The following is a 15083-nucleotide window of genomic DNA, read 5'->3' on the forward strand; positions in this document are numbered from 1 at the left end:
ACGGAGAGGCCGGGATCGCGGGCTCACGATAAGAATGCGGAACGCGCTATAACCTTACGGGTCGGTGCTATTGACCAGACGGGGACCGGCGGATTGTTACTGGAATTTGGAGGTGTGGCGTTTTGCTTGACAGGAGTTTATTGAAGGAGACCCTCGACGCGGCTCTGGTACGCGGGGGGGATTTTGCCGACCTTTTTGTTGAGGAGCGACAGAGCACGCTCATAGCCCTCGAAGCCGGGCAGGTGGAACGGGTGCAGTCCGGCCTTGACAGGGGCGCCGGGGTTCGGGTTTTGTCCGGAGAAAGTACGGCGTACGCATACACTAACGATCTGAGCCGGGAGGGGCTGCTGAGCGCGGCGGACACGGCGGCGCACGCGTTCAGTCAGGGGAACTCCGGGGCGGTCCGCGACCTGCGCAGGGAAACGGCGGCGCCTGAGCCGGACATCGATACGGTGCCGCTCGAGAGAAAGGTCGAGGCCGTAACCGCGGCGGACAAGGCGGCGCGGGCGGCCGACAGCGCGGTGAAACAGGTGATTGTGAGCTACGGGGACGTCCTGCAGCGGGTAACGGTGGCAAACAGCGAAGGTGTTTTTGTCGAGGACGACCGTACGCGCATACGCTTTACGGTGAACGCCGTGGCTGCGGAAGGCGCGGTTATCCAGACCGGCTTTGAGTCCCTCGGTACCACTGACGACTTCGGAACCGCTTTCGGGGAGCGTCCGCCGGAGGAATTGGCTCGGGCGGCGGCGCAGCGGGCGGCGGCTCTCGTTCACGCCCGGCCGGCGCCGTCGGGAAGGATGACGGTCGTCCTTTCCGGGGAGGCAGGCGGAACGATGGTTCATGAAGCTTGCGGGCACGGGCTCGAGGCGGACCTGGTTCAGAAGGGGCTTTCCGTTTACGGGGGGAAGAGCGGCGCAGTGGCGGCGGAACATGTGACCGTGATCGACGACGCCACCCTGTCCGGGAAATACGGTTCGTACCGGTTTGACGATGAGGGGACCGCCGCCAGGCCGGTGGTTTTGATAGACAAGGGAGAGCTGAGGGATTTCCTTTACGACCGTAAGACGGCCTCGAAGGAAAGCAGGGAATCCAACGGGCACGGCCGCCGCGAATCATACCAGCACAAGCCTATTCCGCGAATGGGAAACACCTATATCGCGCCGGGAAAGGCGCCCGCCGAAGAGATCATCCGCGGGGTAAAAAACGGTTTCCTGGTGAAAAAGATGGGTGGGGGCCAGGTCAACACCACGAACGGGGACTTCGTGTTCGAGGTGGCGGAAGGTTATCTTATTAAGGACGGGGACGTGAGCGAGCTGGTCAGGGGCGCCACCCTGACGGGAAATGGTCCCGAGGTGCTGAAAAAGGTGGCGCTTGTCGGCCGTGACCTCGGTTTTACCGTGGGGACCTGCGGCAAAGACGGGCAGGGAGTGCCGGTAAGCGACGCGCAGCCGACACTGCTGATTCCGGAACTGACCATCGGCGGCACGGGGAGTTAGTCGCAAGTTGCGAGTTGCGAGTTAAACAGTCCTCAGTCCTCAGTCGAAAGTCCTTAGTCCGGGGACAAGAAGATGAAGGGCGAAGGGACCGTAGTCGCGAGGTCGAAAGTCCTAAGTCCGGGATTGGGCTAAGTTTGGATGCAAATTATTTCACCACAGAGGCACAGAGTTCGCAGAGAATTGAAAAATAATACGTATTTATTTTGGGTCGGAATCTAGTAGCCAGAAGTCAGAATATATGGGAATACCTTACAAGAATATTTCTGTCTTCTCCCCTCCGTGTGCTCTGTGTTTCTGCGGTTATTCCATATTAAATTTTGAACCTTGAACGTTGAACATATATCGGAGGCGGAAACATGGTGGATAAACTCGTCGAGGTGGCGGAGGCCGCCGTAGCGCTGGGAAAGCGGCAAGGCGCCGACGCGGTCGAGGCTTACGTGAGCACGGGGCGCGAACTCAGCATTGAGGTGCGTCACGGTGTGGTGGAGACATTAAAGCAGGCCGAGGAAAAGGGCATCGGGGTGAGGGTCTTAAAAGGGCGCCGGGTCGGTTTTGCCTTCGGGACGGAACTCTTGAAGCAAGGGGTTAGGGACACCGTAGAGCGGGCGCTGGCGGCGGCGGCGTACACGAGTGACGATCCCTTTCTCCATATCCCTTCACTGGAAGGCCGTTACCCTTCCATGGAGCTGTACGATGCCGACATCGACTCGACGCCGGTGGAGAGCAAAATCAGCCTGGCAAAACGGATGGAAGAAGCGGCGTTCGGCGCCGATGCCAGAGTTAAGGTGACTGAAAGCTCGACGTACCAGGAAGGTACCGGCAACGTCGCCATCGTCAATTCGAAGGGGATCGCCGCGGAGTATCACAGCGCCGCGTGCGGGCTGTACATCAGTCTGGCGGCGGAACAGGACGGGCAAAGCGAAACCGGTTACGCGCTCTGGTTCGGCCGGCGGTACAGGGAACTAACACCGGAGGTTTTGGGACGCGAGGCGGCGGAGCGGGCGGTCAAACTCCTCGGCGCGCAGACAACCGGAAGTTGTACCGTGCCCGTGATTTTTGACCCGTACGTGGCCGTCGACATCATCGGTTTGTTGGGTCCGGCCCTTACCGCGGAAGCGGTACAGCGCGGCCGTTCCCTTTTTGCCGGGAAAACCGGGGAACAGGTGGCCGCGGGAGCAATAACCCTGGTTGACGACGGGACCTACCCGGACGGCACCGGTTCGGCGCCGTTTGACGGGGAAGGTTTACCGACGGGTAAGACGGTCCTGGTAAAGGACGGCGTTCTGCAGGGGTATCTTTATAATACATATACCGCAAGAAAGGAAGACCGGGCTTCCACGGGAAACGCGGTGCGGCATTCATTTAAGAGCATGCCCGGGGTGGGGACCACCAACTTTTACCTTGAGCCGGGCGGGCGCCCGGCGGAAGAGCTGATCCGGGAGGTCCGGGAGGGGCTTTACGTGTTGGAAGTGATGGGGATGCATACCGCAAACCCGATATCCGGAGACTTTTCCGTGGGAGCGGTGGGCATCTGGATTGAAAACGGCGTGCTCACACGACCGGTGCGGGGCGTGGCGATCGCCGGAAACGTGATTGAACTTTTGAAACAGGTGGACGCCGTCGCCGACGACCTGCGGTTTTTCGGCGGGCGGGGCGCTGCCACCTTCCGGGTTGCCGCCCTCAGCGTAAGCGGACGGTGAAGTTCGCAAAGAATATCCACCACGGAGGCACAGAGAACACAGAGAAGGAACAATTTTTTAGAGTTAGGAGTAAGTGCGTTTTAGGAGGATTCACCGCGGAGGCACAGAGGCGCAGAGAACAAGTAGAGGGAAAAAGATATAGGATTCTTAACTTCTGTTTGGTTTTCATGTTAGTATCCTTTGTGAACTCCGTGTCTCTGTGGTAAAAATATTTGGTTCCGGCTTAGGTTAAATTTTCTTGATTCGTGGCGTTCTTGTCCAGCACTCAGAAACTTTGTGCTGTATTTGGCGGATCCATTTTCGGAGAAGTCGGCTATGTCGCCGAAGGCGGGACCACGAAGGAAGATAATCAGGGTGTTAAGTGTTTGTGTTCCTTATTCCTTATTCATCATTCCGCATTCATCATTATCTTTAACGGAGGGATAGCGTGAAGATACTCGTTTTGCACGGTCCGAACCTTAACCTTTTGGGAAAAAGAGAACCGGACGTATACGGCGCGACAACCCTGGCGGAGATCGACGCCGCGCTTCAAACCCTCGGGACGGAACTAGGCGTGGAAGTGGAGTGTTTTCAATCGAATCACGAGGGAGAGCTAATTGACCGGTTGCAAAGTACCGGCGCGAATGCGGCGGTCTTAAATCCCGGCGCTTTCACGCACTACAGTTTTGCGCTCCGTGACGCCGTGGCGGCTATAGGATTACCCGTCATCGAGGTGCACCTTTCAAATATACACAATCGGGAAAAATTCCGTAGCCGCTCGGTGATAGCTCCCGCGGCCGCGGGTCAGATAAGCGGCTTAGGCAAGGATAGTTATCTCCTGGGCTTGCGGGCGGCCGTAAGCCTCGCGCTGCAGGGGCGGGACCGGCGTTGAAAAAAAGGTTGGAGCGGCTGCGCGCGTTGTTTCCGGCAGCCGGAATTGAAGGATTTCTGGTAACGAGCGCGGAAAACAGATATTTCCTGACCGGTTTCACCGGATCGGCGGGGGTGCTGCTTGTTGACGGCGGCACGCCTGTATTGATGGTCGACGGGCGCTATGTGGAACAGGCGCGTGGCCAGTGTCCCCACTGCGAAGTTGTCGAAAGTAAACGCATCTGGCCTGATGGGATCGCGTCTCTGGCGGGAGAAAGAAGACTTAAGTTTCTCGGGGCGGAAGGTGACCATGTTTCGCGCGAGTCCTGGAGCAAATTAGAGACGGCGCTCCCCGGGGCAAAACTTTTTTCCACCCCGGGGCTGGTGGAGAAACTCCGTCTTACCAAAGAGTCGGCGGAGATCAACCGCATTAGAAAAGCGGTGCGACTGGTGGATGATGTGTTCGCCGCCTGCCTTCCGGCGTTGCAGCCCGGGGTCAGTGAACGTGATTGGGCGCTCGGTTTGGAGTTTGACCTTCGCCGGGACGGAGCGGAAAGGGCGGCTTTCGATTTTATCGTTGCCTCGGGCGTCCGGTCGGCTCTCCCGCACGGGGCGGCCTCGGGAAAGCTCCTGGAAACGGGGGATCTGGTGGTTATCGATTGCGGCGCGGTGGTGGAACACTATTGTTCGGATTTTACACGCACGGTGGTTTTAAAGGAGGCGGCACCCTGGCAGGAGAAAGTGTATCAAGCAGTCCTCGCCGCGCAGGAGGCGGCGATCGCCGCGATCAGGCCGGGGGCGGCTGCGGGTGATGTCGACCGGGCGGCAAGGTCCGTGCTTTCGGATTATGGCTACGCCGAAGCCTTCAGCCACAGCACCGGCCACGGTCTGGGCATTGCGGTTCATGAGGAGCCGCGCCTCGCCGAAGGGGTGGAAACCCTTTTAGAGCCGGGCATGGTCGTAACCGTGGAGCCGGGCGTCTACCTGCCGGGGAAAGGCGGTGTCCGCATCGAAGACGTTGTAGTGGTTACCCGCGAGGGCGCCGAGGTTCTGACCGCCACGGCGAAGGGGACATTGGCGGTGGTTGGATGATCGGTTACGGGATACGAGTTGCCGTAGTCAGTAGACAGTAGATGGAAGTCTGGAAGGATAAAGTTCTGAGTCGAAAGAAGAAAGTTCTTTATTTTACAACGCCAGATTAAAAAATTCGCCTTTAAGGCGAATAACTTTAGCAACCGTTTTCCTTATACCTTCCGTTTAAGAACTGGGGTATTCTTCAAAAGGTTATCCATTCAAATACCCCACGCTTAAGAGCGGGGTGCTTGCCGCCGAAGCTTGCTTTGGACGACTTCCGGTTGTAACGTAACCCACAAGCTTTAACTGGTAATCATGAGTCCGAGTTCTGTTTTAAACCTAGAACCTCGAAGGCTGGACCTTGAAACGCCCTCAAAGGTCTGGTACTTGAGTCTAACTTAGAACTTTGAACTTTGAACCTGCCTAAGGAGGGGAGAATTTGATTTCCACCAACGATTTTCGAACGGGTCTAACCGTTGAACTCGACGGTGATATCTACCAGGTGATCGAGTTCCTGCACGTAAAACCGGGAAAGGGCTCGCCTTTTGTACGTTCAAAACTGCGAAATTTGCGTACGGGAGCGGTTGTTGAACGCACCTTCAATGCGGGTGAAAAAATACCCCGGGCGCACCTTGAACGGCGGCAGTCGCAGTATCTTTACGCGGACGGCGACGATTATTACTTCATGGACAGCGAGAGTTTTGAACAGATGCCGCTTAAACCGGCGGATTTAGGTGACGGCGTGAAGTATCTGAAAGAAAACATGGAAGTGGTTTGCGTAACGTACCAGGGAAAGGTAATCGGCGTGGAACTTCCCAACACCGTAGAACTGCAGGTGGTGGAAACCGCTCCCGGCATCCGGGGTGATACGGCAACCGGCGGTTCTAAACCGGCGAAACTCGAAACCGGTGTTGTGGTGCAGGTGCCGCTTTTCGTCGAGGAGGGGGAAACCATTCAGGTCGACACCCGTTCCGGCCAGTACCTGAAACGCGCCTGACTCCTGCCTTTGTAACGGACTTGTTGATCATCATCCCTGCACGGTTTAGAAAACCGTAAACCAGGCCATACTAGAGATACACTTGTTATGCGCGGGGGTGGTAAAATGGCCGATTTAAAAGCCCGGGTATCCTACCTGAAAGGGCTTCTTTCCGGATTCGGGACCGATAACGGCGCAAGGGACAAACGTTTTTCAGAAGAAATTATCAACGTGCTTAACGACCTTGCGGAAGAAATGGATGATTTAAGAAGTGCTCAGGAGGGTGTGGAGGAGTATATCCAGGCCTTGGATGAGGACCTTTACGCCGTGGAAACGATGGTGTTTGGTGATGATGACGAGGAACTGAGAATCGATACCGACGGGGACAGTGATATGAATGACCCGTGGCGTGAAGAGATTGTTATGAAACCGGATAATTCGGCTTCGGATAACGGCGCTCTCACGAGAAACGATGACGCTTTTTAAGCGGGTGATGAAAAACTGCGCCCGGCAATTGAGAAGCGCAAAGTGTAAGGTTACAGCGCTCTTTTAGGGACTAATCGACATATAGAGTAGTATTACAGAAAAAGCCTCTGTCAGGAGGCTTTTTTTATGCCTGTCAACCGTTTGGTATAAATTGTGTCCCGCGGCATAACTTTACTCTTGAGAGACAAGCGGTTGGGAGGGAAACTTCAATGACGGCGACCACGGCACGGTTAAAGGAGATGCTGCGTTTCTTCACGCCGGCGTTGCGGGGAGTTCTTGAGGCGCTGCCGGTCTGGGACGAAGTTGAAGAAATACGCCTGAGAGCCGCCAAACCGTTAATGATACGTTTGGCGCAGCGGGACGCTTTCGTGACGCCGGGAGGTCTTCCGGTCGACCGTGCGGAGGAAAGTTTCCTGGTTCCCCCCGAAGAGGTGACCCGAACGGTTAATATTGCGAGCGGCGCTTCACTTTACGCCTTTGAAGAAGAGATCCGCAACGGTTACATCACCCTTCCCGGAGGGCATCGTCTCGGTCTCGCCGGGCAGGTGGTGACGGTAGGCGGGCAAATACGCACGCTGAAACATATCAGCGGGCTTAATTTCCGGCTGGCGCGTGAAGTGCGCGGGGCGGCAGACGGTATCCTTCCCCGTATTCTAGCCGGTTCACCGCCGCGGGTCTGTCATACCCTGATCATCTCACCGCCCAGGGCCGGCAAGACAACTTTTTTACGGGACCTCGTGCGTCAACTGTCTGACGGGTCACCGTGTCTCAGAGGGGTGACTATCGGCTTGGTGGACGAGCGTTCGGAGGTGGCGTCGTGTTTTCACGGTGTGCCGCAGCTTGATGTGGGCGCCCGGACGGATGTTCTTGACGCCTGTCCGAAGGCGGAAGGCATGAGGCTTATGATCCGGGCTTTCGGGCCGGAAGTGGTGGCGACCGACGAGATCGGCCGGGCCGAAGACGCCCGCGCCGTCGAAGACGCCCTCAATGCGGGGATGAGTGTGGTGGCAACGGCTCATGCCGGCACCCTGGAAGAGCTGAAGCGGCGTCCCTTTTTCCGCTATATTTTCACGCTGGGTGTGATCGAGCGGTTCATCCTGCTTGCCAGGCGTGACAAACCCGGCCGGGTAACCGCTGTCCTTGACGGATCGGGGAAACCGCTGTGGCCTTTGACGCCTGGATCTAGGCAAGATTGCAGGAAAAACTAGCCACAGAGACACAGAGCACACGGAGGGGGAAAGACGAAATATGGGTATTTAGTCTTAATATTTCTGTTTTTTGTGCCTCTGTGGTGAAATATTTGAGTTCCGGCTTGTCCGGGTTAGGAGCTAAGGCATGCTGAAAACCTTGGGCGCGGTCATGGTATTGGCGTCGGGAAGCCTTTGCGGAAACGCCGTCGGAGGGCTTTACAGCAGACGTCCCCGAGAACTGAAAGCGATGATGGGCGCGCTGCTCCTCCTTAAGACCGAGATCGGCTGTATTGCAGCCCCGTTGGGGGAGGCATTTGCGGCGGTGGCCAGGCGCGCCGACCAGCGGGTTGCTCCCTTTTTTGACCGTGCCGGCGCGCACATCAACAGTACAGGCGGATTAACGGCCGCCGAAGCCTGGGAAAGAGCGGTTATCGAGGCGTCACCTTCTTCGGCATTAAGGGAAGAGGACCTCGATATCCTGCGCGATTTGAGCGCGGCCTTGGGGAATTCCGACCGGGAGAACCAGGCGCAGCACGTTTCTCTCGCGATTGAAAGACTTAAGGCGGCGGCCGTTTTGGCTGAAGAAGACGCCGGCCGCTACGTACGACTCTATAAATTCCTCGGTTTCGGCACCGGTCTGAGCCTGGTCGTGCTCCTGTGTTAGAGAGTTCAAGGTTCAAGGTTCAAGATTGCAAAACAGTGGGATGGGGTTCAGGGTTCGTTCAGCGTTCGAGTTTATCGTAACTTTGGGGAAAGGTAGTGGGGGCTGTTTGACGTTCAATGGTTCGAAGTTTGCACATTCCGACTTCTCATTCCCGACCTCTCACTTCCCACCTCTCAAAAAGGGGGCCCTTTATGGGAAACATCGACCTGATCTTTAAAATCGCCGGGGTGGGAATTCTCACGGCTGTTCTTCACGCGATGCTCAAGCAGGCCGGGAAGGAAGATCTGGCTCATCTGGCAACCCTTGCGGGGGTGGCGATCGTCCTAATCTGGGTAGTGCAGCTGCTTGGCACGCTCTTCAGCGAGGTTCAGTCGGTTTTTAAGCTTCACTAGCTTTAGCGGCATAAGCCCAAGAGGGTTACGAATTCACCACAGAGGCACAGAGAACACGGAGATGGAACGGAACGGGATAACGTAGGAGTTACTCTGGTCGCGCGTCATTTAGCATCGTGCTGAGCGCTCAGGACTAAGGACTGAAACCCGGTCAATCCGTGGTTCTGTTTCAGTCCTTAGTTTGATGGGGTGTAGCGATGGAAATCCTGCAGATAATCGGTTTTGCACTCACCACTACGGTGTTGGCGGTCGTCCTGCAACGTCAGAAGCCGGAACTGGCGATATTAGTTGCCGTCGCGGCCGGAACCATTATTTTTGTCGCCATGGTCGGCCGGATCGGCGAGGTAATAGAGGTTTTTAACGGCGTAGCGAGCCAGGCGGGTCTTAACCTACTTTATTTGAATACGATCCTTAAAATAGTCGGTATAGCATACATCGCCGATTTCGGCGGCCAGATCTGCCGCGATGCCGGGGAAGGGGCGCTGGCTGTGAAGGTGGAGTTTGCGGCCAAAGTCCTCATTCTGGTGCTCGCGCTGCCCATCATCGTCGGTTTGCTGGACCTCTTGCTGAAACTGGTGGCCCAATGAAAAAAAGAGCGCTTGGATTCCCGGCCGGTTTTAAAGATCCGTGGGTCTTTGCCCTTACAGCCCTCCTGATGGCGGTGATTTTTTTCGGTGTTTTTTCCGGTGCGGCCCCCGCCGCCACTGCTGACTCCAATCCGGTAAGGCCTCCGGAGGAAGAGTTAAGAGCCCTGAACCTTGAACGGGTGGAGAAGGAGGCCGGGCAGTTAACGGAAACGGTCAGGAGCTGGGCGCCGGAAATCAGCTTTCACCAGTTGGTGGTCGACATGCTGCAGGGGAAAATTGAACTTTCGCCGTCCAGGGTGATCGGAGTTCTGGGGCGCTATTTCTGGGGCGAGGTCTGGGGAGGAGCGGTGCTGCTGGGGAAAATCCTCATTCTGAGCATTATCCTTGCCGTACTGCAGCAATTAAGCGCGGCTTTCGAACGTACTTCCACCTCCCAGATGGCCTATTACGTCTGCTTTCTCGCCTTAGCCGCGCTGGCGGCGACGACCCTCGGGATTGCGATCGACATCGGCCGCGACGCCGTTGACGGGATGGTCTCCTTTATCCAGGCGCTGCTGCCGGTGCTGCTGACGCTGCTGGCGGCCACGGGCGGGGTGACCACGGCGGCGATACTGCACCCGACGATTCTCGGTACGCTCGGGGTAATCGGCACGCTGGTGAAAAACGTGGTTCTCCCGCTGATCACCTTCGGGGTGCTGCTCGGATTCATCGACCGGTTGAGCGACGACCTGCAGGTCTCACGGCTGGCCGTGCTGCTCAGGAACACCGGGCTTGCCGTCCTCGGAGTGGTATCAACGGCCTTCATCGGTGTCCTGACGGTGCAGGGGGTTGCCGGGACCGTGGCAAGCGGTGTCGCGCTCCGTACGGCGCGATACGCTACGGGGGCCTTCATCCCGGTGGTGGGCGGGATGCTTGCGGACGCATTCGAAGCAGTGGTGGGGACGTCGCTCCTCTTAAAAAGCGCTGTCGGGCTTGCGGGTATAGTGATCATTTTTTTCGCCATAGCGCTCCCCGCCATAAAGCTTCTCGCCTTAAGCACCATTTTCAAGGTCTCAGCCGCTCTGGTCCAGCCGCTCGAAGGGCGGATGGCGGCGACACTGGACGGCATGGGAGCGGGGCTTTTGGGGGTGTTCGCGGTGGTCGCTACGGTGGGACTGCTCTGCTTTTTTGCCGTGGCGGTGGTGGTGGGGCTGGGATACCTGACAACGATGATACGTTGAGAGAAGGGCTGTAATGGAAAGGATAAGCCTTCTGATACGCGACCTGATCCTTATTGTGACGTTTGCGGCATTCCTTGAGCTTCTGGTGCCGGTAGGGGATATGCGCCGATATGTCCGGATGATAATGGGCATCCTGGTGGTCGTCGCGGTGTTGCAGGTATTTGTCGGGTTCCTTTACCGGGCGCGTTCGATGCCCGTACCCGAACTGACCATACAGCCGGTGGACGTGGGGGAAGCGAATTATGAGGAGCTGCGGGCCAATTATGCCGGACGGATGAACGATGCGTACCGGCAGGGGGTCTCAAGGCAGGTGGGGGCGCTGCTGCGCCTGGCGGGAATGGACGTCGGCCGGGTGGAGGTTTTGCTCGATGAGGAAAAAGGAGATTACCCGCAAATAGAGGAAATCAGGCTGCACCTGGAAAGCGCCGTACTTGCGGATGACGGGAGCAGCAGTATCGAAGCGGATAAAGCGGCAGAATCGGTCGCGGATTTTTACAACCTGCCGCGCGAGCGGGTTGTGATTGCCACACCCTGAAGACGGAAGGCAGAAGATAGAATGTAGAAGGTAGAAGTCGAAAGTCGGAAGTCGAAAGTCGGAACTTGGAACTCGCAACTCGGAACTCGCAACTCGGAACTCGCAACTTAGACACTTAGACACTTAGACACTTAGAACTTAGAACGTAGGGTGGTGAAGGATGAAGCAGATTCTTGAATCCCTGTTCGGTAAAAACAGCGCACTCGCCAAAAAGCCGGAATACTGGCTGAAAATCGGCCTGCTCGGACTGGTGGGGATATTTTTCATTCTGGCCGGCAGCTACAACGGCAAGGCGCGGCAGCAGCCGGAAACGAGTACCGTTTTAAGCGAGAACCCCGGCTCTTCGGCGGCGCCGGACCGCATTAGAGAGGAAGAGCGGTATTGCGCCGAGCGCCTAAAAGCGGTGCTGCAGGAGGTCAGGGGCGCCGGAGCGGTAGATGTTACGGTTCATCTTGCCGGTTCGACCCGGACCGATTATGCGGTCAGCGCGACCACCGGGAAACGGGTTACGGACGAAAAAGACAAGTCGGGGACCAACCGCCTGACAACGGAAGACAACAGCAACAGCCAGGTAGTGATCGTCCGTGACGGCCAAAAGGAGGAGGCGGTGGTGGAAAACGAAGAGGCGCCGCGGCTTCTCGGGGTGCTTGTGGTTGCGGAGGGCGCCGCTGACCCGGAGGTAAAGGCGGAAATCTTCCATGCCGCGCAGGTGGCGCTGGGGGTGGACGCCCATCGCATTCTTGTCCTGCCGCGGCAACGGGCGGCGGTTACGACGAAATAGAAAAGGTCCGTTCAACCTTGAACCTTGAACGTTGAACCTAACGAGAAAGAAGGTGTGATGATGCGTGGTTTAGTTCTGCTGAAGCGGCGGGTTGTATTCAGGTTGACGGCGCTGATCTTACTGCTGGCGCTTGCCGCGGCTGCCATTGAGGTCGTCAGGATACAGCAGGGACGTCAGGGGGCGGGAAAGGTCCGGCCGAAGCCGGCGGTTGCGGTTTCCACCGCGCCTGAGGTTCCGGGACGCATCCCGGAGGAACCGCCGGATTCGCCTCTCGACGGTTTTTTTGTGGACTATCGCCTCGAGCGGGAGGCAAGACGCAGTCAACAGGTGGAACTTCTGAGGGAGATCGCCAACGCGGCAAATACCAGTGAAGTTACCCGAAAGGAAGCGCAGGAAAAACTGATGTTCCTGTCGCAGCAGGCGGAAAAGGAGGCCCGGACGGAAGGCATCTTACGGGCAAAGGGCTTTCAGGAAGCGATTGTAGCGGTTGAAGACGAGGAGGTAACCGTTGTGGTTCAGGGAAAGGTAAGCCCGGAGCAAAGCGCGACGATCGTTACCCTTGTTTACCGCGGCCTATCCGCGCCGCAGGAGAAAGTAGTGATAATCGAGCGTGAACAAGGGCAGAACCAAGCCTTAAAAGGCAATTGACCACAATCCTCTTGGTTTAACCGTGCGGTGATGTTATAATCCTCTTTGTATAATGGTTAAAAGGGGAGATGGCATTGCGCACGATAGGCATCGGTATTTTGGGTATGGGTACCGTCGGACGTGGTGTTTTCCGGGTGCTGGAGAACAACAGGGAGATCATTTCGTCACGCCTGGGCGCATCGCTAAATCTCACAAAGATCCTGGTACGGGACACCAAGAAGAACAGGGGCACGGAGGTTCCCGCCGGACTCTTGACGACGGATCCTGCGGCGGTCATTGAAGACCCTGCGACGGATATCGTGGTTGAGGTGATGGGGGGGATAGAGCCGGCACGGAGTTACGTCTTATCCGCTCTCTCCGGAGGAAAGACCGTGGTCACCGCAAACAAGGACTTGCTTGCCGTTCACGGGCACGAGCTTTTTGAAGCGGCGTCTTCCGGGGGGGCTGACCTGTTTTTTGAGGCCAGCGTTGCCGGAGGCATCCCGATCATTAAGGTGATTAAAGAAGCCCTTGCCGGTAACCGGATACAACAAGTAACCGGGATAATCAACGGAACGACGAATTACATTTTGACCAAGATGACCGACGAGGGCGCTGATTTCGACACCGTTTTGAAAGAAGCACAGGCCAGGGGCTACGCGGAGGCCGACCCCACCAGCGACATCGGAGGGTTTGACGCCGCCAGGAAAATCGCCATTCTAGCCTCCATCGCTTTTAACTCGCGGGTCACCCTTGAAGACGTCTACGTTGAAGGCATCACCAACATCCAGGCGGAAGACATACGTTACGCCGGGGAGCTGGGTTTTGTGGTGAAGCTTTTGGGCATCGCCCGGGAAGCGAGCGAGGGGATCGAGGTCAGGGTACACCCGGCCCTGGTTCCTTTCGGGCACCCGCTGGCGGCGGTAAGCGACGTGTTTAACGCCGTCTTTATCAAGGGGGACGCGGTTGGAGAAACGATGTTTTACGGGCGTGGGGCCGGGGAACTGCCCACGGCCAGCGCGGTGGTGGGAGACATTGTCGCCGCGGCGAAGAACATCCGTTATAACGTTCGCGGGATGACCGGATGCACCTGTTTTGAAAAAAAGCCGGTACGGCCCGTCACCGAAGTGGAAACGCGGTACTACCTCCGGCTGCAGGTCCTGGACAGGGCCGGAGTGCTGGCAGGGATCGCCGGCGCTTTCGGAAACAACAATGTCAGCCTGGCCGCTGTCGCCCAGAAGACGACCGGCGAGGTCGCCGAACTGGTATTGGTAACCCACCGGGTGCGTGAGGCCGATTTACAGGCGGCGGTCCGGGAACTGACAGCCTTGTCTACGGTGAAAACCGTGGCTACCATCATTCGCGTAGAGGACTGATCGTGCTTGCGCGGTCAGGTCAAGCTTTACGGCGGCCGTTAAGAGTCAGCGTCATTGTGCCCGCTACTACGGCCAATCTCGGCGCCGGATGCGATTGTTTTGGTTTGGCGCTTTCGCTGTACAACACTATAAGCGTAGAGATAACGGGCGCCGGGTTGGAGGTGTCGGTAAGCGGGGAGGGTGCGGATTCCCTGCCGCATGACGACGGTAATATGGTATTGCAGGCGGCCCGAAAGCTGTGGGACGAGGTTTCATTTCCGGTTCCCGCAGGATTGAAAATCACCCTTAAAAACGAAATTCCTGTAAGCGCCGGGATGGGTTCGAGCGCCGCGGCGATAGTGGGTGGAATGACTGCCGCAAACGCGCTTGCCGGAAACACACTGGCGGCGGACGATATACTGAACCTCTCAGCTCGATTCGAAGGCCATCCCGACAACGTTGCGGCGGCGGTCCACGGCGGTTCCGTGGTGGCGGTTGCGGACGGATCCGGCGTGGTTACGCTCAAACTCCCTGTACCCGGCGTGATCAAGGCGGTGGTTGCGGCGCCGGATTTCGCGCTTGCCACCATACAGGCCAGGATGGCACTGCCTGACGTTTACCCCCGCGAAGACGCTCTTTTTAACCTGGGGCGCGCGGCGCTCCTGGCGGGAGCTTTCGCTTCCGGTCGGTATGAACTTCTTCGTTACGGCATGCAGGATAGGCTGCACCAGCCGTACCGGGCTCCCCTGGTTAACGGACTCGGAGAGGTGCTTGCGGCCGCGGTTGATGCGGGCGCTCTCGGAGCGGCTTTGAGCGGTGCGGGACCGGCGGTGGTGGCGTTAACCGACGGCGCGACCGGGGATATCGCTAAGGCTATGGTTAACGCTTTCGAAACGGCGGGGGTCGGCGCGCGGATATTCGAACTCGTCGCGGATAACGAGGGCGCGCGGGTGAGTGTTACTTATTAGAATCTATTTGGGGTCAGAATTCAGTAGCCGGAAGCCAGAAGTCAGAAGAAAAGAATATAAGTAGTCAGGTTCAGAACCGGGGCTAAGGCGCTGCTAACAGATGATGAGAATGAAAATAAGGACCATTAACCTGATTGCTCTGAAGCAGTAACATAAACATGGACGAAACGTCGCTAGAAGTGA

16 protein-coding genes are annotated in these 15083 nt (G+C 57.3%); all 16 read left to right on the top strand.

The window, feature by feature from the left end:
- Positions 1-122: 122 nt before the first annotated feature.
- Entirely contained in the window at positions 123-1496 is a 1374-nt protein-coding gene (locus tag AB1500_07160) for a TldD/PmbA family protein (GenBank protein MEW6182941.1), read from the top strand.
- Between the two features lie 356 nt (positions 1497-1852).
- Positions 1853-3196 carry a TldD/PmbA family protein gene (locus AB1500_07165; GenBank protein ID MEW6182942.1) on the top strand — a complete coding sequence of 448 codons (1344 nt, stop codon included), beginning with the start codon at positions 1853-1855 and terminating at the stop codon, positions 3194-3196.
- Positions 3197-3623: 427 nt separating this feature from the next.
- Entirely contained in the window at positions 3624-4067 is a 444-nt protein-coding gene (gene aroQ / locus AB1500_07170; protein ID MEW6182943.1) for a type II 3-dehydroquinate dehydratase, read from the top strand.
- Positions 4064-5137, top strand: coding sequence for a Xaa-Pro peptidase family protein (locus AB1500_07175; GenBank protein ID MEW6182944.1), 1074 nt, complete (start codon positions 4064-4066; stop codon positions 5135-5137). Before aroQ ends, AB1500_07175 begins: the two co-directional genes overlap by 4 nt.
- A 421-nt stretch (positions 5138-5558) precedes the next feature.
- Positions 5559-6116: an elongation factor P gene (efp, locus tag AB1500_07180; protein MEW6182945.1), complete on the top strand. Its 558-nt coding sequence runs from the start codon at positions 5559-5561 to the stop codon at positions 6114-6116.
- 105 nt (positions 6117-6221) lie between these two features.
- Complete coding sequence (locus tag AB1500_07185) at positions 6222-6581, top strand: CD1247 N-terminal domain-containing protein (protein MEW6182946.1); 360 nt, start codon at positions 6222-6224, stop codon at positions 6579-6581.
- 209 nt (positions 6582-6790) lie between these two features.
- On the top strand, positions 6791-7789 hold the full coding sequence (gene spoIIIAA, locus AB1500_07190) for a stage III sporulation protein AA (GenBank protein MEW6182947.1): 999 nt from the start codon (positions 6791-6793) through the stop codon (positions 7787-7789).
- A gap of 127 nt (positions 7790-7916) precedes the next feature.
- Positions 7917-8435: a stage III sporulation protein AB gene (locus AB1500_07195; protein MEW6182948.1), complete on the top strand. Its 519-nt coding sequence runs from the start codon at positions 7917-7919 to the stop codon at positions 8433-8435.
- A gap of 191 nt (positions 8436-8626) precedes the next feature.
- Entirely contained in the window at positions 8627-8827 is a 201-nt protein-coding gene (spoIIIAC, locus tag AB1500_07200; GenBank protein MEW6182949.1) for a stage III sporulation protein AC, read from the top strand.
- Positions 8828-9024: 197 nt separating this feature from the next.
- The gene (gene spoIIIAD, locus AB1500_07205) at positions 9025-9414 is read left to right on the top strand and encodes a stage III sporulation protein AD (protein ID MEW6182950.1); all 390 of its coding nucleotides are present in this window, start codon (positions 9025-9027) and stop codon (positions 9412-9414) included.
- Positions 9411-10634: a stage III sporulation protein AE gene (gene spoIIIAE, locus AB1500_07210; protein ID MEW6182951.1), complete on the top strand. Its 1224-nt coding sequence runs from the start codon at positions 9411-9413 to the stop codon at positions 10632-10634. The genes spoIIIAD and spoIIIAE overlap by 4 nt, the downstream gene beginning before the upstream one ends.
- A gap of 13 nt (positions 10635-10647) precedes the next feature.
- Positions 10648-11169: a stage III sporulation protein AF gene (locus AB1500_07215; GenBank protein MEW6182952.1), complete on the top strand. Its 522-nt coding sequence runs from the start codon at positions 10648-10650 to the stop codon at positions 11167-11169.
- Between the two features lie 160 nt (positions 11170-11329).
- Entirely contained in the window at positions 11330-11950 is a 621-nt protein-coding gene (locus AB1500_07220) for a hypothetical protein (protein MEW6182953.1), read from the top strand.
- Between the two features lie 57 nt (positions 11951-12007).
- On the top strand, positions 12008-12598 hold the full coding sequence (locus tag AB1500_07225) for a SpoIIIAH-like family protein (GenBank protein ID MEW6182954.1): 591 nt from the start codon (positions 12008-12010) through the stop codon (positions 12596-12598).
- Between the two features lie 68 nt (positions 12599-12666).
- Entirely contained in the window at positions 12667-13953 is a 1287-nt protein-coding gene (locus tag AB1500_07230) for a homoserine dehydrogenase (protein MEW6182955.1), read from the top strand.
- 2 nt (positions 13954-13955) lie between these two features.
- On the top strand, positions 13956-14900 hold the full coding sequence (thrB, locus tag AB1500_07235) for a homoserine kinase (protein MEW6182956.1): 945 nt from the start codon (positions 13956-13958) through the stop codon (positions 14898-14900).
- Positions 14901-15083: the final 183 nt, after the last annotated feature.

It is taken from the genome of Bacillota bacterium, from assembly GCA_040755295.1.
Taxonomy (GTDB): domain Bacteria; phylum Bacillota; class Desulfotomaculia; order Desulfotomaculales; family Ammonificaceae; genus SURF-55.